We start from the raw sequence: 18,532 nt of genomic DNA on the forward strand, positions 1-18,532 counted from the left end.
AAAGAATGTCAAAGGTATTTTTAGCACTTCAAGCAGTAGATGAAACAAGAGCTATTATTGAAGCTATACAAGAAGATAATGAAAATGTTGAGGTTGAACCACAGCCTGCCATGGTAAAAATCTCAGCTGAGAAAAAAATGGTAATTAATGCTCAAACTGTATCTGACAAATTAGGTAGAGATTGGGATCCACAAGAGTTACAGTTAGTTTTAATTTCACTAGCTGGAAATGTTGATGAAGATTATGACCACTTTACAATTTATTGGGAAAATTAGGAGAAAATATTATGACTATGAGTACACAAAAAAGAAAAAAACGTCTAAATATGAAAGACAAATATAAGTATATGACAAGACTTGGTTGGGAAACTACATATCAAGATATGGATGATGTTTTCCCTGAAGATAAATTTGAGGGTATAAAAATTCATGATTGGGAAGCTTGGGAAGATCCATTTAGAATGACAATGGATGCTTATTGGAAATACCAAGGTGAAAAAGATAAGAAACTATATGTAATTATTGATGCTTTTGCTCAAAATAATGGACAAAAAAATATTTCAGATGCAAGATATGTATCAGCATTAAAACTGTTTTTAACAGGTGTTTCACCTTTAGAATATCAAGCACATAGAGGTTTTGCAAATATTGCAAGAGCTTTTAGAGGTGATGGTCCAAGAGTTGCATGTCAAATGCAAGCAATTGATGAGTTAAGACATGTTCAAACACAAATTCATACTTTAAGCCACTATAACAAATACTTTAATGGTTTCTCTGAGTGGGCACATTGGCATGATAATGTATGGTATTTATCTGTTCCTAAATCATTCTTTGATGATGCAAGAGCAGCAGGACCTTTTGAGTTTATTATTGCTATTGGATTCTCATTTGAGTATGTATTAACAAATCTTTTATTTGTACCATTTATGAGTGGTGCTGCTTATAATGGAGATATGGCAACAGTTACATTTGGATTCTCAGCTCAAAGTGATGAGGCAAGACATATGACTTTAGGTTTACAAGCTATCAAGTTCTTATTAGAGCAAGACCCTGCAAATGTTCCTATTGTTCAAAAGTGGATTGATAAGTGGACTTGGAGAGGTTATAAAGTTTTAGGACTAGTATCTGCAATGATGGATTATATGTTACCTGATTCACCACAGTCTTGGAAGGAAGCTTGGGAGTTATATTTTGAGCAAAATACAGTTGCATTATTTAAAGATTTAGAAAGATATGGAATTACAGTTCCAGATTGTGCTGCAACAATAAAAGCTGAAAAAGATCATATTTCTCATCAAGTTTGGATGACATTATATACTCATAATGCAGCAGCACCTTTCCATACGTGGATTCCAGATGAGAAAAAAATGGATTGGTTAAGTGAAAAGTATCCTGAGACTTTCGATAAATATTACAGACCAGTTTATGAACACTGGAATAAGTTAGAAAAAGAAGGTAAGAGATACTATTCTGAAATGCTTCCTCAGTTATGTCAAACTTGTCAATTACCAATGTTAGCAACAGAAGTTGAAAAAGGTGAACCAACACAAATTGCCCATAGACATACTATGTACAATAATGAGAGATTCCATTTCTGTTCAGATCATTGTCAAGATATTTTTGAAAACGAACCTGAAAAGTATATTCAATCTTGGTTACCAGTTCATCAAATCTTCCAAGGAAACTGTGGAGGTGCAACACTTCCAGAAGTACTTAAATGGTATAAGGTTGAATTTGGACAAGATAATCTTGATTATGTAGGTTCTCAGGATCAAAAAATGTGGAAAGAATGGAAGGGAGAAGCATAATGGCAATCGTAAGTAAAGGTGAATATCCAGTAATTATGATGGATAGTGTAGATAAGTTTCATGGTAACCAATTAGTATATGTAGGTTGGGATAAACATAAGTTAATCAATTCAGCGATGGCTTTTCCTTTACCACCACAAATGCCTTTTAAGGCATTAGTGCATGAAGTAATGCCAGGTTGTTATAAAGATCATCCAGATTTTGAAAAAGTAGTTTGGGATGATTCTGTTATTTGGAGATTAAACGGTGAAGAGTTTACTCCTGATTTTGAAAAATCTCTTGAAGATAATGGAATTGATCATAAATCATTAGTTAGATTTGAAACACCAAATCTAACAGGAATTAACGGAGTAGGAATGTGAGTTATCAAGTAGAAATAGAACCAACAGGAGATGTAGTAGAAGTTCAAGATGGTCAAACTATTCTTGATGCTGCATTAAGACAGGGGGTATATATTCCCCATGCGTGCTCTCATGGTTTATGTGGTACTTGTAAGGTAGAGATATTAGAAGGTGAAGTTGACTACGGTGCAGCTTCTCCTTTTGCCCTTATGGATATGGAAAAAGATGAGGGAAAATGTCTTGCTTGTACTGCAACACCAATGGAAGACTGTGCTATAGAAGCTGATATAGATGAAGATCCAGATGCTAAGTCAATACCTGTAAAAGATTTTATGGGAACAGTTGTTGAGGTAAAGGATTTAACACCTAGAATAAAAGGTATTTTTATAGAATTAGATGAAGAGATTGAGTTTCAAGCAGGTCAATATGTACAATATCATGTACCAGGATTTGAAGAACCAAGAGCATTTTCTTTATGTAACTCTTCAAATGATAAAAAAATTGTAGAGTTAAATATTTCTTTAGTTCCAGATGGAGAAGCAACTCCATGGATTCATAAAAATGTAAAAGTAGGTGCAAGAAGAAAAGTATCAGGACCTTATGGAAGATTTTTTGTAAGAGAATCTGCTCAAAAACCTATGATTTTCTTTGCAGGTGGTTCAGGTCTTTCTAGTCCAAAATCTATGATTTTGGAGCAGCTTGAAAATGGAAGTAAACAAGAAATAACACTTTTTCATGGTGCTAGAAATGAAGAAGAGTTATATTATGCAGATTTATTTAGAGACTTAGAGCAAAAGCATGAGAACTTTACATATGTTCCTGTTTTATCCGATGAAGATACTCCTTCTTGGGAAGGAAAAAAAGGTTTTGTAAATGATGCTGCAAAAGAAGTTTTTGAAAATGATTTCTCTGGAAAAAAAGCATATCTTTGTGGACCTCCACCTATGATAGATGCTTGTATTACAACACTTATGAGAGGAAGACTTTACGAAAAAGATATTTATACTGAAAAGTTCTTCTCAAAAGCTGATCTAAATGCTGAGAATCAGCGTTCCCCTTTATTTAAATCAATTTAAAATTTTTAAAAAGGTCTGTTTTACGGACCTTTTTTTATTTATAAAACTTTTTTTTAAAAAGTAGTTTTTGCGATTTTTCTGCGAAACTATTTCTGTAAAGTTAAAAAGTCAAAAAGCTATGACTTTTAAATAAAAAAGGGGATGTTTTGAAATATGAAATCTTCGTAAAAAATAAAGACAAAACTAAAACTTGTCTTGAATCTAAACATCTTATGGATGGTTTATATGTATATGATAATCTAGTTCCAAAGGGTTGTCATAATGGTGCTTGTGGACTTTGTAAGGTTAAAGTTCATAGAGGAGACTATAAAAAATGCAAAATGAATAGAAAACACATCTCATGTGAAGAAGAGAGTGCAGATATTCTTTTAGCTTGTAAGACATTTCCTAGAAGTGATATGGAAATAGAATTTATAGGTAGAGACTCATCTAAAGAAAAATCCCAAGTTTATGTACTTGGTAATTAAATAATTAGGAGAAAGTAATGAGCGGTATTATGAGATTAGGTCATGTTGATATTAATGTATTAGATATTAATGAATCAAGAGACTATTATGAAAATATTATAGGTATGGAAGTTACAAGAGAAGACTCTGATGGAACACTTTATTTAAAGTGCTGGGATGAATGGGATAAATACAGTCTTATTTTAAGACCTAGTGAAGAAGCAACATATAATAAGGTTGCGTATAAAGTAGAAAAAGATTCTGATATAGATGATTTTAAAGAAAAAATCGAAAAATATGGAATTCAAACAGAGATTTTAGAAGCTGGAATTATTCCTGAATGTGGAAGGGTATTAAAGTTTATATCTCCAAGTGAGCATGAATTTAATTTATATGCTGAAAAAACATTTGTAGGTAAAAAAGTAGGTCATACTAATCCTGCCCCTTGGCCAATTGAGGGAAAGGGTATCAAAGCTCACTGGATTGATCATATTTTATTAATGACTCAAGGTCCTGAAAAATTAATGGAAGCTACTAAGTTTTTTGAAGATGTATTTGATATGAAATTAGCAGAGCAAGTATGTGTAGGACCTGAGGGCTCAGTTCAGGCTGCAACATGGCTAAGTGCTGGAAATACTCCTCATGATTTAGCTTTTGTTGCTGGAGCAGAAACTGGTATGCATCATTTTGCATTTTTCTTAGATGGTTGGAACGACATTTTAAGGTCAGCAGATGTTATGGCTATGAATAATGTAAAGTTAGATGTTACTCCTCAAAGACATGGTATTACAAGAGGTGAGACTATTTATTTCTTTGACCCATCAGGACATAGACTTGAGACATTTGCAGGACTTGGTTATGCAGTTTGTAAAGATATGCCAACAGTTACTTGGACAGAAGATGAACTATGGAGAGGTATTTTCTATCATACAGGGCAAGAAAATGGTGCATTTACAACTGCATATACATTATCAGCTTATAAATAAAAGAAAAATTTAGGAATTTAAAATGTTGACAAAAACATCAAAAGATTTGACAAGTCAAACAGCTTTAAAGCTTTGTGAGTTATCAATTGAAAAGGCTAATGAATTAAATATAAAAATAAATGTAAGTGTTACAGATTCAAAAGGAATTGAACTTGCATTTATAAGAATGGATGATTCATTTATTCATTCAAGTCAAATAGCAAAAGATAAGGCTTACACAAGTGCAAGTTTTGGTTTTGATACAGATACATGGACACAAATTTTTAAAAGTGAAACTCATTTAGAACAAGGTTTTTCTAATCAAGATAGATTAATACCTTTTGGTGGAGGGCTTACTATCTTTGAAAATAAAGAAAAAGTAGGAGCTATTGGGGTTTCAGGTGGAACTGAACAAGAAGATATTATTTGCGCAAAATATGCAATAGAAAGGTTAGGATTAAATAATGAATAAAGTACAACACTATATTAACGGACAATTTTTAGATTCATCATGTGGGGATTTTTTTGACAATATCAACCCTATGAATGGACAGCTTTTATCAAAAGTAGCCCTAGGACGAGAAGATGAAGTAAATGCAGCAGTAGCAGCAGCTAAAGCAGCCCTTACTGGTGAATGGGGTCAAATGAAATTAAATGACAGAATTGCAATGATGTATGAAATTGCTGAGGAAATTGATAGAAGATTTGATGATTTTTTAGAAGCTGAATGTTTAGATACGGGTAAGCCTTATTCAATTGCAAGACATATTGATATTCCAAGAGGTGCTGCAAACTTTAAAGTATTTGCTGACACTATGAAAGCTGTTGCAGATGAAGCTTATAGAATGGATACGCCTGATGGGAAAATAGCAATGAACTATTCTATGAGAAAACCTAAAGGTGTTATTGGAGTTATTTCTCCTTGGAATTTACCATTACTTCTAATGACTTGGAAAGTTGGTCCTGCTATGGCTTGTGGAAATACTGTAGTTGTTAAACCATCACAAGTTACACCTACAACAACATCTTTACTTGGTGAAGTAATGAGTAAAGTAGGAGTTCCAGCAGGGGCATATAATGTTGTTCAAGGTAAAGGTTCAATTACTGGAAATTTACTAACAGCTCATAAAGATGTGGATGCTTTAACTTTTACAGGTGAGACAAAAACAGGTGAAATGATTATGAAAGCTTGTTCTAATGGTGTTAGAGATGTATCCTTAGAACTTGGTGGGAAAAACCCAGCTATTGTTTTTGCTGATTGTGATATGGATAAGGCAATTCGTGAAACTACAAGATCATGTTTTGCTAATTCAGGACAAGTATGTTTAGGAACTGAAAGAGTTTATGTTCAAAGAGAAATTTTTGATGAATTTGTATCAAAACTAAAAGAATCAGCATTAAAACTAAAACTTGGAATTCACAATGACGAATCAGTTGATATGGGACCAGTAGTAAGTGAAGCTCATAGAGATAAGGTATTAGAGTTTTATGACATAGCTAAAAAAGAGGGTGCAAATGTAATCTTAGGTGGTGGCGCTCCTAAAATGGAAGGTGATTTAGCAAATGGATTCTTTGTTGAACCTACTATTTGGACTGGACTTCCAGAAGATGCAACAGTTGTAAAACAAGAAGTATTTGGACCTTGTTGTCATATCGCACCTTTTGATAGTGAAGAAGAAGTTATTAAAATGGCAAATGACACAGATTACGGACTAGCATCTACAATTTTTACTGAAAATCTAGATAAAGCTCATAGAGTAGCTTCTCAAATTGACTCAGGAATTGTATGGATTAATTCATGGTTCTTAAGAGATTTAAGAACACCATTTGGTGGAATGAAAGGTTCAGGAATTGGAAGAGAGGGTGGTCACCACTCATTAGAATTCTATACTGAACTTAAAAATGTATGTATAAAAATGTAAGGGTATAAAATGGCAATGACTCAAGAAAAAATTGAAAAATATGGAAATGAATTATATGAAGCCCTAAAAGGAAATCATACTATTGAGCCAATCTCAAATAGAGAACCTGATTCTACAATTGAAGATGCTTATGCAATTCAACATCACTTTTTAAAAAGAAGAATGGAAGATGATGGAAGTAAAATTATTGGTAAAAAGATTGGTGTTACATCAAAGGTTGTTATGGACATGTTAGGTGTTCATCAACCTGATTTTGGTTATCTTTTATCAGATATGATTTATTCAGATGGTGATGTGATTAATGTTACAGATGGAATGATTCAACCAAAAGCAGAGGGTGAAATAGCCTTTGTTTTAAAAGAGGATTTATGTGGACCAGGAGTTACAGCTGCTGATGTAATTAAGGCAACAAAGTTTGTAATGCCTTGTTTTGAAATAGTTGATTCAAGAATAAAAGACTGGAAAATCAAAATCCAAGATACAGTTGCTGATAATGCCTCTTGTGGATATATAGTATTTGGAGGTCAGAGTGTCTCTCCTTTAGATGTGGATTTAACAACTTGTGGAATAACTTTAGAGAGAAATGGTGAGTTATTACATACAGGATCAGGTGCAGCAGCTCTTGGTAGCCCTGTAAATGCAGTAGTTTGGCTTGCAAATAAACTTGGTGAGTTTGGTGTATCTCTAAAAGCAGGTGAAGTTATACTATCAGGGGCTTTATGTGCAATGGTTGATATAAAACCAGGTGATAATATGACTGCAAGTATTGGTGGCGTTGGTTCTGCCTCAATCAGATTTGAATAAAAGGTAAATACAATGGAAAAAATAAATTGTGCATTAATTGGGTCTGGAAATATTGGAACAGACCTAATGTATAAACTAAAAAGAAGTGAAATATTAAATCCTTTATGGATGGTTGGTATTGACCCTGAGTCTGATGGTTTATTAAGAGCTAAAGAAGATGGTATGAAAACAACAGCCGAAGGTGTTGATGGATTACTTCCTTTTATTAAAGAAGATGGTGTAAAGATTGCATTTGATGCAACATCAGCTTATGTTCATGGTGAAAATAATAGAAAATTAGCGGAACTTGGAGTTCAAGTTATTGATTTAACTCCTGCTGCAATTGGACCATTTTGTGTGCCATCAGTTAATATGGAAGAGCTACTTGCTCAAAATACTCAAAATGTAAATATGGTTACTTGTGGTGGGCAAGCTACTATTCCTATGATAGCAGCTGTATCAAAAGTTCAAGAAGTTGAATATGCAGAAATTGTAGCAACAGCAGCTTCTAAGTCAGCAGGTCCAGGAACTCGTGCTAATATTGATGAGTTTACTGAAACTACAAAACTTGGAATAGAGCAAGTAGGTGGTGCTAAAAAAGGTAAAGCAATTATTATTTTAAATCCTGCAGAACCACCTTTAATGATGAGAGATACAATTCATTGTTTAACAAGTGAAAAACCTGATGAAGAAGCTATTACTAAATCAATCCATGAAATGGTTGAAACTATGCAAGAGTTTATTCCAGGGTATGTGTTAAAAAATGGACCAGTTTTTGATGGTAATAAAATCTCTATTTGGTTAGAAATTGAAGGTTTGGGGGATTATTTGCCTAAGTATGCAGGTAACCTAGACATTATTACAGCAGCTGCAACAAACATTGCAGAACAAATGGCTAAAAAGATTAAAGGAGCATAAGATGGATTTACAAGGTAAAAAAATAAAAATTCATGATATGTCTTTAAGAGATGGAATGCACTCAATTAGACATCAATTTTCACTTGAAGAGATGACAAATATGTCAACAGCAATGGATAAAGCAGGTGTTCCTTTTATTGAAGTTACTCATGGAGATGGACTTGGTGGTTCATCACTTAACTATGGATGGGGAAGACATACTGATGAAGAATGGTTAGATGCAGTAGTGCCAAATATGACACAAGCTAAAATCTCAGCTCTTTTACTTCCAGGAATCGGTATTGTAAAAGATTTAGAAAAAGCTGTTGATCATGGTATTTCTATGGTTAGAGTAGCAACTCATTGTACGGAAGCTGATTGTTCAGCCCAACATATAAAAGCTGCTAAATCAATGGGACTTGATACAGTTGGATTTTTAATGATGGCTCATATGGTTGATGAAAAAAGATTAGTTGAGGAAGCTTCTAAAATGGTTTCTTATGGAGCTACAACTATTTATGCAACTGATTCAGCTGGCTACTTACTTCCTGATATGGTAAGTTCTAGAATTAAAGCATTAAAAGCAGAGTTTGGTGATGAGATTGAACTTGGTTTCCACGGACATAATAACTTATCAATGGGTGTTGCAAACTCTTTAGCAGCTATTGAAGCAGGTGCTACACGAATTGATGCTTCACTTGCAGGTTTTGGAGCAGGTTCTGGTAACACTGCAACTGAAGTATTAGTAGCTGTTTGTAATAGAATGGGTGTTGATACGGGTGTTAATCTTGAAGCTATTGAAGATGCAGCTGAGGATATTGCACTTCCTATTATGGGTAAACCTACAAGAATTTCAAGGGATTCTATTACTTTAGGTTATGCAGGTGTTTATTCATCATTTTTACTATTTGCTAGACGAGCAGAAGAAAAGTATGGAATAGATGCAAGATCTTTACTTGTTGAATTAGGTAGAAGAGGAATGATTGGTGGTCAAGAAGATATGATTGATGATTGTGCTATGGAATTAGCTAAACAAAAAGGATTATTATAATGGCATTAGATAAAGCAACAATAGAAAAACTTGCAAAGCATTGTGAAGATGCTGAATTGCAAGCTTATGAGATCACAAAAATTACTGATGATTACCCAGAAATGACATATGAAGATGCATATGACATTCAATGGACTGCAAGAGCTGCAAAAGAAGCAAGAGGTCATAAAATAGTTGGTATGAAAATGGGGCTTACTTCACAGGCTAAAATGAAACAAATGGGAGTTCCAAATCCTTGTTATGGATATCTTGCTGATTACTTTGCCTATGGTGATGGTGCAGAAATACCATATGACGAATTAATTCACCCAAAAGTTGAAGCTGAAATTGCTTTTGTATTAAAAGATGATTTAAGTGGACCTGGATGTCATATAGATGATGTATTAGCTGCTACTGATTTTGTAATGCCTGCTGTTGAGATTATTGATTCAAGATATAAGGATTTTAAATTTGATTTAAAGTCTGTAATTGCTGATAACTCTTCATCTTCTAGATATGTAAGTGGTGGTATGGCAAAAAAAGCTAATGAAGTTGATTTAAAAACTTTAGGTGTTGTAATGGAAATAAATGGTGAGGTTGTACAACTTGGAGCAGGAGCTGCAGTTCTTGGTCATCCAGCAACTGCTATTGCAATGCTTGCAAATATGATGAGTGAACGAGGTGAGGTTTTAAAGGCTGGGTCTTATATTTTAAGTGGAGCAATTACAGCTGCAACTACTGTTAATAAAGGTGATAATGTAACTGTTAAGTTTCAAGATTTAGGAACTTTATCATTTAAATTTGTATAGAAAATAAGAGCAACTTGTTGCTCTCTTTAGGGTTTGCTTCTTTAAAGATGGCTTTGCCATCTTGTTAAAAGAAGTTAAAAATGAAATGGTCCCTTTGTAAAGGTCCCCTTTAAAAAATGGTAATTTTTTAAAGCACCTTTTGATGAGACATTAAAAAAGGAGCTTTTATGCCAATAGCAACTATAAATATAATCGAAGGTAGATCTGATGAGCAAAAAGAGAAGCTTATAGAAAAAGTAACTCAAGCAATTCACGAAGCTATAGATGCACCAAAACAAAATGTTAGAGTGATTTTAAATGAAATGCCAAAACAACATTTTGGAATAGGTGGTGAGAGTGTAAAAAAGATGGGGCGATAAATTGTTAAAATTAAGTGTATTAGATCAATCCCCAATTCATGATGGAAAAGAAGCAAAACAAGGTTTATTTGATACTATTGAATTAGCAAAATCTTGTGAAGACTTAGGTTATCATAGATATTTATTAGCAGAGCATCATGATACACCTGGTTATGCTTCTTGTGCCCCAGAGATTATGGTTAGTGCAGTTGCTTCAAATACTTCAAAAATTAGAGTTGGTAGTGGTGGCGTTATGCTAAATCATTATAGCTCTTTTAAAGTAGCAGAGATTTTTAATACACTTAATGCTTTATATGATAATAGAATTGATTTAGGTGTAGGAAGAGCTAGTGGCGGAAGTTTTTTAGCTACTAGAGCTTTGCATTCAAATCAAAGTGACTACTCAAAAAAGGTTTATGAAACAATAAACTATTTAGATAAAACAGTTCCTTTAAATTCTTCATTTAGTGGATTGACTTTATCCCCAATTCAAGAAAATAGTACTCCTGTGTATTTACTAGGTTCTAGTAATTCAAGTTCTTCTTTAGCAGGAGTTCTAGGTGCAGGTTTTATCTTAGCATTATTTATAGGAACACATGAAAGAAATTCTTCAATAATACAAGAGTATAAAAAAACATTTAATAAAAGTCATAATTTTAAAAAGCCAAAAGCTAGTATTGCAGTTGCTTGTATTGTTGCAAAGGATAAAGAAGAAGCAAGATATATAGCAAGTACACATACTTATTGGAAGTTACAAGCTTTCAAACAGCCTACAAGGGATGATTTACAAAGCCCACAAGCAGTTCAAGAACTAATAAAAGATTTAAGCCTTGAAGATAGACAATATTATGAAGAAACAATGAATACCATGATATTAGGTAATGCAAAAGAGTGTAAAGAAGAAATAGAGAAATTAGCTTTAGAGTATGAAGTTGATGAGGTAATTATTGTGAATGTGACTTATTCTTTTGAGCATAGAAAAAGATCATATGAACTTTTAGCAAAAGAGTTTGATTTAAATAAGGAGTAAAAATGTCAAATCCAGAAATAGCAAATAGTATTAATACGGGTAATTATAATACTAACTATCATGATTTAGGTGAGGGTGAAGTAGTTTTATTTATCCATGGTTCAGGACCAGGGGTTTCAGCCTTTGCAAACTGGAGATTAGCAATGCCCCAGCTTGCAAAAAACTTTAGAGTAATAGCTCCTGATATGGTAGGCTTTGGTTATAGTGATAGACCTAATGATATTACTTATAGTATGGATGAATGGGTAGAGCAAGCTATTAATCTAATGGATGCTTTAAAAATAGAAAAATTTAATATTGTAGGTAACTCTTTTGGTGGAGGCTTGGCTTTATGTTTAGCTATAAAATATCCAAATAGAGTGAATAAAATGGTATTAATGGGTGCAATGGGTGTTGATTTTGAAATAACAGCTGGACTTGATCAAGCATGGGGATATACTCCAAGTATAGAAAACATGAAAGCTTTATTAGATACATTTGCTTATAGTAGAGAACTAGTAACAGATGATTTAGCAAAAATGAGATATGAAGCTAGTATTAGACCTGGATTTCAAGAATCATTTAGTTCAATGTTTCCCGAACCAAGACAAAATAGTGTAAAATCAATGGCAAGTGATGAAAAAGAAATAGCTTCTATTGATAAAGATGTTTTAATTATCCATGGTAGAGATGATAAGGTGATTCCTTTTGAAAACTCAATTAGATTGCATAATCTAATAGAAAAGTCACAATTACATGGTTTTGGACAATGTGGACATTGGTCTCAAATAGAACATAAGGATAGATTTAATAAACTACTTGAAGATTTCTTTTTAGAATAGGAGTAGATATGAACTTTTTAATTTTAGGTACAGGTGGAATAGGCGCATTTTACGGAGCAAGATTATTAAGTTCATCAAATAAAGTTACATTTGTCGCAAGGAGTTTGCACCTAGAAGCTATAAGAAAAAATGGCTTACAAGTGCAACATCCTGATTTTTCCTTCTCTCAAAAAGTAGATGTATCACAACTACAAGATATAGACTTCACTTCTTTAAATATTGATGTAATAATTCTAACTACAAAATCAAATACAACTAGAATAATAGCAAAAGAGCTTTCTTTTAAACTAGATACCTTAAAAGATAAACCATATATTTTATCTTTACAAAATGGTGTTGAAAATGAAAAAATCTTATGTGAATATTTTAAAAAAGATAAAATAATAGGCGGACTAACTAGAAAAATAGGTGCTCATATTATAAAACCCTCTTTTATAGAAGCCACAGGTAAAGTAGAAACTCTAATAGGTTCAATTTCCCAAACTAAAGAGAACACAGCTTTTTTAAAGAAATTAAATAAAAGTATAAATGAAGCTGGTATTTTATGTGAAGTTGTTGATGATATAAATAAAGAGCTTTGGAAGAAACTTATTATAAACAATGGAGTAAATGCTATTTGTGCTTTACTCAAAATTAAAACTGGTGTTTTAATGAATAATGAAAAACTTTCATCTTTAGTTTATGGTCTAATGAAAGAGACTCAAAGTGCTGCAAAAGCTTGTAGTATAGAAATTACTAACAATGAACTAAGTCAAATGTATGAGTTAATTAAAAATTTTGACTCAATTAAACCCTCAATGCTAGTTGATAGAGAGTTTAAAAGAGAACTAGAAATAGATGAAATTTGTAATGTAGTAATAAACTATAATAAAATGCAAAATATAGATAGCCCTTATACTAAATCAATCTCTTATTTACTTGATTTTGTGTATAAAAATGAAAAATAAAACTATTTGCGATTAATCTGCGATAAGTTTTTATTACTATTACTTTTGAAATAGGTGCAAGTGATATATTTACTTTTGAAGTTGTAGTACCTATTATGTTTTTTGCTTTTAAACTTATAAATGCTTTCTTTTTATCACTTACAACTTCAAAGCGACTTATATGAAGTTTCTCCTTTCATAAAAAAATGATTTAGACATAAATACGGCATTTTATATGCCGTATGCCCTTATTTTAACTTATAAAAAGTGCGATAATTTTGCGATTTAATTTAATTAAAATCTTTAATGTAGAGTACCAACTATATATTGCGCGTGTATGGTAGTCTAGAAAATTTCGAAATCTTGGAGAGATAAAATGAAAAAAATTACAAAATTAAGTATGGCTGCATGTTTACTACTTAGTAGTTCAGTTTTTGCTGATACTTTAGAAGAAGCATTTTCTAATTCAAAAGTAAAGGGTGAATTAAAAGCACAATACTTTGATAAGCAAAGTCCAGTAGATGGTAAAAACGATAATATTTTTGTTACAGGTGGAAATATAAATATCGTAACTGGTTCTTTTTATGGCTTAAATGCAGGAGTAACATTTCAAGCTTCACATGTAGTAGATAGATCTATTGAGGCAACAAATGATTTTGCTAGCACAATGGATGCATCAGGTGCAGTAATGTCTGAATCATATCTAGCATATACTTTAGATAATACAACACTAAAAGTTGGTAGACAGTATATTACAACTCCTTTAGTTGCAGGTTCTGGTTCTAGAATGATTAAAGAGTCATTTGAAGGTGTAACTTTAACAAATACAGATTTAGCTGATACAACTATAGTTGCTGCATATGTAAATAAGTTCCAAGGAAGAACAGATGGTGCTGAAAACCCAGGTGAGTTTGATAAGTATGAAGATGGAGCATATACTTTATATGTGAAAAACAACTCTATTGAAAACTTGACACTACAAGGTCAGTATTTAGATGTAGATGGAAGTACTGCAAATACTGATAAAAATGCTTTATATATAGATGGTGTTTATGATGCTAGTATTGCAAAAGTTTCACTACAAGTAATTGATTCTACAAATGATAGTAATGCTAAGTCTGATGGTAGATTATATGGGGCTAAAGTTAGTGGAAATATAGGAATGGTTAATTTAACTGGATTATATACAAGTACTACTGATGATGGTGATGTATTTGTTGGTGCTGGAAATGGTGCTGATTCTGGTTATACAGCTTTACCAATTCATGGTGGAAGTGTAACATATAAAGCAAACACAGATACTATGGTTGCAGTTGCTGCTACACAATTAGCAGGAGCTACTGTTGTTGCATATATAGGACAAGTAAAATCACCTGATAATAACAACTTAGGTGGTTCAGATAAGATTGATGCATATGGTGGATTTGTACAGTATGCCTTTAATAAAAACTTTTCAACAAAAGTTATGTATGAAAACGCTTCATTTAGCGATACTTTAAAAGATTCAAATGCTTTAAGAGTTTATACTTCATATAAATTTTAGTAATTTAATATAGTATAAAAGCTATTTTTAAGGGTTCAAGTATATACTTGAACCCTTTTTTAATTTAAAATTTTTTCAAAAGAAGTTATTATGCAGTATTATATTTTATTAGTTTTAGCAGTACTTTTTTGGTCAGGTAATTTTGTATTTGGAAGATTAGTATCTACAAGTATTGAACCAACTGAGCTTTCATTTTATAGATGGTTTTTTGTTTTAGTATTACTTTTACCATATATATTAATAAATATAAAAAGATTAACAAAAGCCTTGCGTAAAGACTTTTTACTTTTATTTTTATTGGGCGGTGTTGGTGTTGCAGGATTCAATACCTTTTTATACTATGGATTACAAACAACAACAGCAATAAACGCTTTATTAATTAACTCAGCTATTCCTATTATGATTGTAGTTTTATCTGCAATTATTTTAAAAGTTAAAATTAAAGCTATTCAAGTATTTGGGATTTTTGTATCTACTTTAGGGGTTATATATCTTATTGTAAAAGGTGAATTATCAATCTTAAGTACCTTAGAATTTTCAAAAGGTGATTTATGGATATTGCTTGCAGGACTTTTATGGTCTTTATATTCTATCTTTTTAAAATTCAAGCCAAAAGAGCTTAAAGCTTTTGACTTTTTAGCTATTACAACTTTTATTGGTGTTGGATTTTTAACTATAGCCTTTTATTATCAAGGATATAGTTTTAGTGTTGGGTTTATAGAGAATAAAGAGTTGTTTTATTCATTAATATACATGGTAATTTTCCCGTCAATCTTATCTTTTTATTTTTGGAATATATCAACAGTTGAGGTCGGAGCCAATAAAGCAGGTCAGTTTGCCCATCTAATGCCAATCTTTGGTGCAGTATTAGCTTATATCTTTTTGGGTGAAAAACTAGAGTTTTATCATTTAGTTGGGGTTATTCTAATAGCTCTTGGAATTTATTTATCAATATTTTATTTAAAGAAAGACAAAAAAAGTGAATAAGGCATTAGCAAGTTTAAGTGGAATATTAATTTTTTCATCATTTTTAATAACTTTTCTTGCTTACTTTTTTAATAACTCTTTATTAATTATTGCAGGTGTTTTAGCTTGGCTTTCACTTAGCTTTTCATATACATCTCTAAAAAGTAAAAAGATGTTAAACATACTTTTACTTTTAAGCCTTATTGCCTTTGCTATTTGCTTTTTCTATGGTTTTAGTATTGATTTTGTAAAAGTTTTTACTGTAAATCAATACTTACTAACTCTTTTAATTGGAGTTGGTTTTTTAAGATTAATAGCAACTCCTAAGAAAGATAAAAGTGCTAATCTTCCAAAAGGAAAACAATCTTTTTTAAAGACTTATCTTGGCGTTCATTTATTTGGATCTGTAATAAACTTGTCTTCTTTGATACTTGTTGCAGATAAATTATATAAAAAAGCTAATCTTACAAAAACTCAAATAGTTTTACTTACAAGAGCTTTTTCTACAGATGCTTACTGGTCACCTTTTTTTGTAGCTTTTGCAGCAGCTTTAACTTATGCACCAAATTTAAAAGCAGGTGTAATTTTGATAAATGGACTAATATTAGCTTTTATAGCATTTTTGTTTACATACTATGAAGTAAATAAAGATAAGAGTTTTAATTTAGATGAATTCAGAGGTTATCCTATGGCTTTTGATACTTTACTTTTACCTTTTTGTTTAGCTGTATTAGTATTGCTAACAAATCATTTTTATCCTGATATTAAAGTGATTGTTTTAATCTCGCTATTTTCTTTTTTATTAACAATCTTAGTTTTACCAATAAAAAAAGGAGTATCTAAAACTACAAGTAAGATAGTAAATCATATTTTTGAAGAGTTACCAAAGATGAAAGTGGAACTCTCACTATTTTTAATAGCTGGAATGTTTGGTATTTCTGTTAGTTCAATACTTTTAGGACTAGAATTAACACTTCCTTTTGAAGAGTTTGATTGGATTATAGCTTCAATTCTTTTAGCTATTTTTATAGTTTTAGCCTTTGTTGGAATTCATCCTATTATTACAATTGCTATTATTGGAGAGTTTTTAAGTTCGGTAAATCATACACTATTAGCTGTGACATTTTTGATGGCTTGGGCTACAACTGTTTCAACCTCGCCATTTAGTGGATTAAATTTAACAATAGTTGCTAGATATAATTTAAATGCAAAGGATATTTTTAAAGCCAATATTTTTTATGCTCTAAAAATGTACATAGTAGGGGTGGTTTGTCTATATATTTTGTCAAATTTTATAAAATTGTAATAAAATCATACAATTATCATATTTGTAGATTATAATTACAGTATTAAAGAGGTAGATGCATTTCTCATTTGTATCCTTTCTGCTTCCTAAATTATAAATTTAAGTGCATCTATCTCATTAACTCATACAAATTACAAAAAGCCTCATTTATATTACTCTTTTAATCATATTTAATTTTCTATAGCAAGAGTAGTAAGTGCAAAATGAACTCATTTCTCCTGAACATAATTAAAACTTTGAGGCTTATGTATTATAAATCTTTAATAATTCTTCTTGATGTCCAATAAGCCTTTTTATAAAAAGCTTTATTTAATTTTGTAAATTTAACACCTTTTATTGAAGCATGCATAAAATTACCATCACCCATATAAACTCCAACATGTCTATCTATTTTACCTGTTTTAAAAAATACTAAATCACCTAGTTTAAGCTGAGACTTTTTAATTTTCTCACCAACTTTAACTTGTGTTCTTGTACTTCTTGGTATTTTGATATTAAATTTTTCTTTGAAAATTCTTTGAGTAAAAGCAGAACAATCAATACCTCTTTTTGAATTTCCTCCAAATTTGTATTTTACACCTTTCCATTCAGTATAAAATTCCATTAAAGAGTTTTTGATGATTTCATCATTACTTAATTGCTTTTGTATTTCTTCTTGTTCAATCTCTTGTTCAAGTTTAGTTTCTTCAAGCTTTACTTCTTTTATAGTTTCTGGTTCAAAATGCTTTAAAGCTTCTATTTGTTTATTTATATTTTGATTAGATGTCTCTTTATATGCAAGTGTTTTAGTGCTATTACATGCACTAAAAAAAAGTGTTATAAAAATAAAAAATGATAAGTTTCTTATCACATGTACTCCTGTAAAATTAGATTAATCTTACATTATACCCTTTTTTTTCTTTGTGTTTAAAACAAGACTCTTTTTGCTTTCCAGTAGTGTTTTTTATAATATCTATTATTTAAAGAAGAAATAATCACACCTTTACTTGTTGATGCATGCATGAATCTTCCATTATCAAGATAAATACCCACATGTCTTGAGTCCCATCCTGTTTTGAAAAATACTAAATCACCTAGTCTAAGTGAGTTTTTATTTATGTATTTACCAACTTTATGTTGATATTTTGTAGTTCTTGGAAGTTTTAAGTTAAAACTATTTCTATAGGCTTTTTGAACAAAAGCAGAACAATCAATACCTCTTTTAGTACTTCCACCCCATTTATACCTAACCCCTCTCCATTCTTTGTAAAAATTTTTTAGTTGATTGTTTGTTTCAAGTAGAGTATGTTCAAGTGAAGCACTAGGATAAGGAAGATTATCTAACTCTTTGTAGCTACTTATAAATTTTTGTGAACTATTTTTATATGAACATCCAGTTGTAAAAAATAGGCATAAAAAAATAAGGATTATTGATTTTATCATAATATAAATGTTTTCCTATTGGCAATGAATAAAAGTATATTATTACAAAAATAACACGATGTCAATTAATTACCTCAAAAATGCTATAATTTGTTTTTACGAAA

General features: G+C 31.3%; 21 protein-coding genes. 19 read left to right on the plus strand and 2 right to left on the minus strand.

Going from position 1 to position 18,532, the window contains the following annotated elements:
* Window positions 1–5 precede the first annotated feature (5 nt).
* The 19 genes from NJU99_RS01600 to NJU99_RS01690 all read left to right on the plus strand — a co-directional run bounded on the left by NJU99_RS01600 (window position 6) and on the right by NJU99_RS01690 (window position 17,006).
* Window positions 6–275 (plus strand): MmoB/DmpM family protein, encoded by a 270-nt coding sequence (locus NJU99_RS01600; RefSeq protein WP_254576986.1) that lies wholly within the window; start codon window positions 6–8, stop codon window positions 273–275.
* Window positions 276–286: 11 nt separating this feature from the next.
* Window positions 287–1,807 carry an aromatic/alkene/methane monooxygenase hydroxylase/oxygenase subunit alpha gene (locus NJU99_RS01605; protein ID WP_254576987.1) on the plus strand — a complete coding sequence of 507 codons (1,521 nt, stop codon included), beginning with the start codon at window positions 287–289 and terminating at the stop codon, window positions 1,805–1,807.
* A complete protein-coding gene (locus tag NJU99_RS01610) occupies window positions 1,807–2,169 on the plus strand; it encodes a phenol hydroxylase subunit P4 (RefSeq protein WP_254576988.1) in 363 nt (120 codons plus the stop codon). The genes NJU99_RS01605 and NJU99_RS01610 overlap by 1 nt, the downstream gene beginning before the upstream one ends.
* On the plus strand, window positions 2,166–3,224 hold the full coding sequence (locus tag NJU99_RS01615; RefSeq protein WP_254576989.1) for an NADH:ubiquinone reductase (Na(+)-transporting) subunit F: 1,059 nt from the start codon (window positions 2,166–2,168) through the stop codon (window positions 3,222–3,224). The genes NJU99_RS01610 and NJU99_RS01615 overlap by 4 nt, the downstream gene beginning before the upstream one ends.
* 146 nt (window positions 3,225–3,370) lie before the next feature.
* Complete coding sequence (locus tag NJU99_RS01620) at window positions 3,371–3,691, plus strand: 2Fe-2S iron-sulfur cluster binding domain-containing protein (protein ID WP_254576990.1); 321 nt, start codon at window positions 3,371–3,373, stop codon at window positions 3,689–3,691.
* A 17-nt stretch (window positions 3,692–3,708) separates the two neighbouring features.
* Window positions 3,709–4,656 carry a catechol 2,3-dioxygenase gene (locus NJU99_RS01625; protein ID WP_254576991.1) on the plus strand — a complete coding sequence of 316 codons (948 nt, stop codon included), beginning with the start codon at window positions 3,709–3,711 and terminating at the stop codon, window positions 4,654–4,656.
* 22 nt (window positions 4,657–4,678) lie between these two features.
* The gene (locus tag NJU99_RS01630) at window positions 4,679–5,107 is read left to right on the plus strand and encodes a GlcG/HbpS family heme-binding protein (RefSeq protein WP_254576992.1); all 429 of its coding nucleotides are present in this window, start codon (window positions 4,679–4,681) and stop codon (window positions 5,105–5,107) included.
* Complete coding sequence (locus NJU99_RS01635) at window positions 5,100–6,557, plus strand: 2-hydroxymuconic semialdehyde dehydrogenase (protein ID WP_254576993.1); 1,458 nt, start codon at window positions 5,100–5,102, stop codon at window positions 6,555–6,557. Before NJU99_RS01630 ends, NJU99_RS01635 begins: the two co-directional genes overlap by 8 nt.
* A gap of 9 nt (window positions 6,558–6,566) precedes the next feature.
* Window positions 6,567–7,361: a 2-oxopent-4-enoate hydratase gene (dmpE, locus tag NJU99_RS01640; protein ID WP_283256434.1), complete on the plus strand. Its 795-nt coding sequence runs from the start codon at window positions 6,567–6,569 to the stop codon at window positions 7,359–7,361.
* A 12-nt stretch (window positions 7,362–7,373) separates the two neighbouring features.
* Window positions 7,374–8,258 carry an acetaldehyde dehydrogenase (acetylating) gene (locus NJU99_RS01645; protein WP_254576994.1) on the plus strand — a complete coding sequence of 295 codons (885 nt, stop codon included), beginning with the start codon at window positions 7,374–7,376 and terminating at the stop codon, window positions 8,256–8,258.
* A 1-nt stretch (window position 8,259) separates the two neighbouring features.
* Window positions 8,260–9,288 carry a 4-hydroxy-2-oxovalerate aldolase gene (gene dmpG / locus NJU99_RS01650; RefSeq protein ID WP_254576995.1) on the plus strand — a complete coding sequence of 343 codons (1,029 nt, stop codon included), beginning with the start codon at window positions 8,260–8,262 and terminating at the stop codon, window positions 9,286–9,288.
* On the plus strand, window positions 9,288–10,076 hold the full coding sequence (gene dmpH / locus NJU99_RS01655) for a 2-oxo-3-hexenedioate decarboxylase (protein WP_254576996.1): 789 nt from the start codon (window positions 9,288–9,290) through the stop codon (window positions 10,074–10,076). The genes dmpG and dmpH overlap by 1 nt, the downstream gene beginning before the upstream one ends.
* A 167-nt stretch (window positions 10,077–10,243) precedes the next feature.
* Entirely contained in the window at window positions 10,244–10,435 is a 192-nt protein-coding gene (thmT, locus tag NJU99_RS01660) for a 2-hydroxymuconate tautomerase (RefSeq protein ID WP_254576997.1), read from the plus strand.
* Between the two features lies 1 nt (window position 10,436).
* Window positions 10,437–11,444, plus strand: a complete 1,008-nt coding sequence (locus tag NJU99_RS01665) for an MsnO8 family LLM class oxidoreductase (protein WP_254576998.1) — start codon at window positions 10,437–10,439, stop codon at window positions 11,442–11,444.
* A 2-nt stretch (window positions 11,445–11,446) separates the two neighbouring features.
* On the plus strand, window positions 11,447–12,265 hold the full coding sequence (locus NJU99_RS01670) for an alpha/beta fold hydrolase (protein ID WP_254576999.1): 819 nt from the start codon (window positions 11,447–11,449) through the stop codon (window positions 12,263–12,265).
* 8 nt (window positions 12,266–12,273) lie between these two features.
* Complete coding sequence (locus NJU99_RS01675; RefSeq protein ID WP_254577000.1) at window positions 12,274–13,212, plus strand: ketopantoate reductase family protein; 939 nt, start codon at window positions 12,274–12,276, stop codon at window positions 13,210–13,212.
* Window positions 13,213–13,567: 355 nt separating this feature from the next.
* Window positions 13,568–14,734, plus strand: a complete 1,167-nt coding sequence (locus tag NJU99_RS01680) for an OprD family outer membrane porin (RefSeq protein WP_254577001.1) — start codon at window positions 13,568–13,570, stop codon at window positions 14,732–14,734.
* 90 nt (window positions 14,735–14,824) lie between these two features.
* On the plus strand, window positions 14,825–15,721 hold the full coding sequence (locus NJU99_RS01685; protein WP_254577002.1) for a DMT family transporter: 897 nt from the start codon (window positions 14,825–14,827) through the stop codon (window positions 15,719–15,721).
* Window positions 15,714–17,006: a tellurium resistance protein TerC gene (locus NJU99_RS01690; protein ID WP_254577003.1), complete on the plus strand. Its 1,293-nt coding sequence runs from the start codon at window positions 15,714–15,716 to the stop codon at window positions 17,004–17,006. The genes NJU99_RS01685 and NJU99_RS01690 overlap by 8 nt, the downstream gene beginning before the upstream one ends.
* A gap of 250 nt (window positions 17,007–17,256) precedes the next feature.
* On the opposite strand, the gene NJU99_RS01695 is transcribed toward NJU99_RS01690, so the two are convergent.
* Window positions 17,257–17,856 carry an NlpC/P60 family protein gene (locus NJU99_RS01695; RefSeq protein WP_254577004.1) on the minus strand — a complete coding sequence of 200 codons (600 nt, stop codon included), beginning with the start codon at window positions 17,854–17,856 and terminating at the stop codon, window positions 17,257–17,259.
* A 56-nt stretch (window positions 17,857–17,912) separates the two neighbouring features.
* On the minus strand, window positions 17,913–18,428 hold the full coding sequence (locus tag NJU99_RS01700; RefSeq protein ID WP_254577005.1) for an NlpC/P60 family protein: 516 nt from the start codon (window positions 18,426–18,428) through the stop codon (window positions 17,913–17,915).
* Window positions 18,429–18,532 lie beyond the last annotated feature (104 nt).

It is taken from the genome of Arcobacter roscoffensis, from assembly GCF_024267655.1.
Classification (GTDB): domain Bacteria; phylum Campylobacterota; class Campylobacteria; order Campylobacterales; family Arcobacteraceae; genus Arcobacter_B; species Arcobacter_B roscoffensis.

Bases quoted from the DNA above. Each gene is read 5' to 3' on its own strand.
- NJU99_RS01600 (WP_254576986.1), top strand. From the start codon at position 6: ATGTCAAAGGTATTTTTAGCACTTCAAGCAGTAGATGAAACAAGAGCT.
- NJU99_RS01605 (WP_254576987.1), top strand. From the start codon at position 287: ATGACTATGAGTACACAAAAAAGAAAAAAACGTCTAAATATGAAAGAC.
- NJU99_RS01610 (WP_254576988.1), top strand. From the start codon at position 1,807: ATGGCAATCGTAAGTAAAGGTGAATATCCAGTAATTATGATGGATAGT.
- NJU99_RS01625 (WP_254576991.1), top strand. From the start codon at position 3,709: ATGAGCGGTATTATGAGATTAGGTCATGTTGATATTAATGTATTAGAT.
- NJU99_RS01630 (WP_254576992.1), top strand. From the start codon at position 4,679: ATGTTGACAAAAACATCAAAAGATTTGACAAGTCAAACAGCTTTAAAG.
- NJU99_RS01635 (WP_254576993.1), top strand. From the start codon at position 5,100: ATGAATAAAGTACAACACTATATTAACGGACAATTTTTAGATTCATCA.
- dmpE (WP_283256434.1), top strand. From the start codon at position 6,567: ATGGCAATGACTCAAGAAAAAATTGAAAAATATGGAAATGAATTATAT.
- NJU99_RS01645 (WP_254576994.1), top strand. From the start codon at position 7,374: ATGGAAAAAATAAATTGTGCATTAATTGGGTCTGGAAATATTGGAACA.
- dmpG (WP_254576995.1), top strand. From the start codon at position 8,260: ATGGATTTACAAGGTAAAAAAATAAAAATTCATGATATGTCTTTAAGA.
- dmpH (WP_254576996.1), top strand. From the start codon at position 9,288: ATGGCATTAGATAAAGCAACAATAGAAAAACTTGCAAAGCATTGTGAA.
- thmT (WP_254576997.1), top strand. From the start codon at position 10,244: ATGCCAATAGCAACTATAAATATAATCGAAGGTAGATCTGATGAGCAA.
- NJU99_RS01670 (WP_254576999.1), top strand. From the start codon at position 11,447: ATGTCAAATCCAGAAATAGCAAATAGTATTAATACGGGTAATTATAAT.
- NJU99_RS01675 (WP_254577000.1), top strand. From the start codon at position 12,274: ATGAACTTTTTAATTTTAGGTACAGGTGGAATAGGCGCATTTTACGGA.
- NJU99_RS01680 (WP_254577001.1), top strand. From the start codon at position 13,568: ATGAAAAAAATTACAAAATTAAGTATGGCTGCATGTTTACTACTTAGT.
- NJU99_RS01685 (WP_254577002.1), top strand. From the start codon at position 14,825: ATGCAGTATTATATTTTATTAGTTTTAGCAGTACTTTTTTGGTCAGGT.
- NJU99_RS01700 (WP_254577005.1), bottom strand. From the start codon at position 18,428: ATGATAAAATCAATAATCCTTATTTTTTTATGCCTATTTTTTACAACT.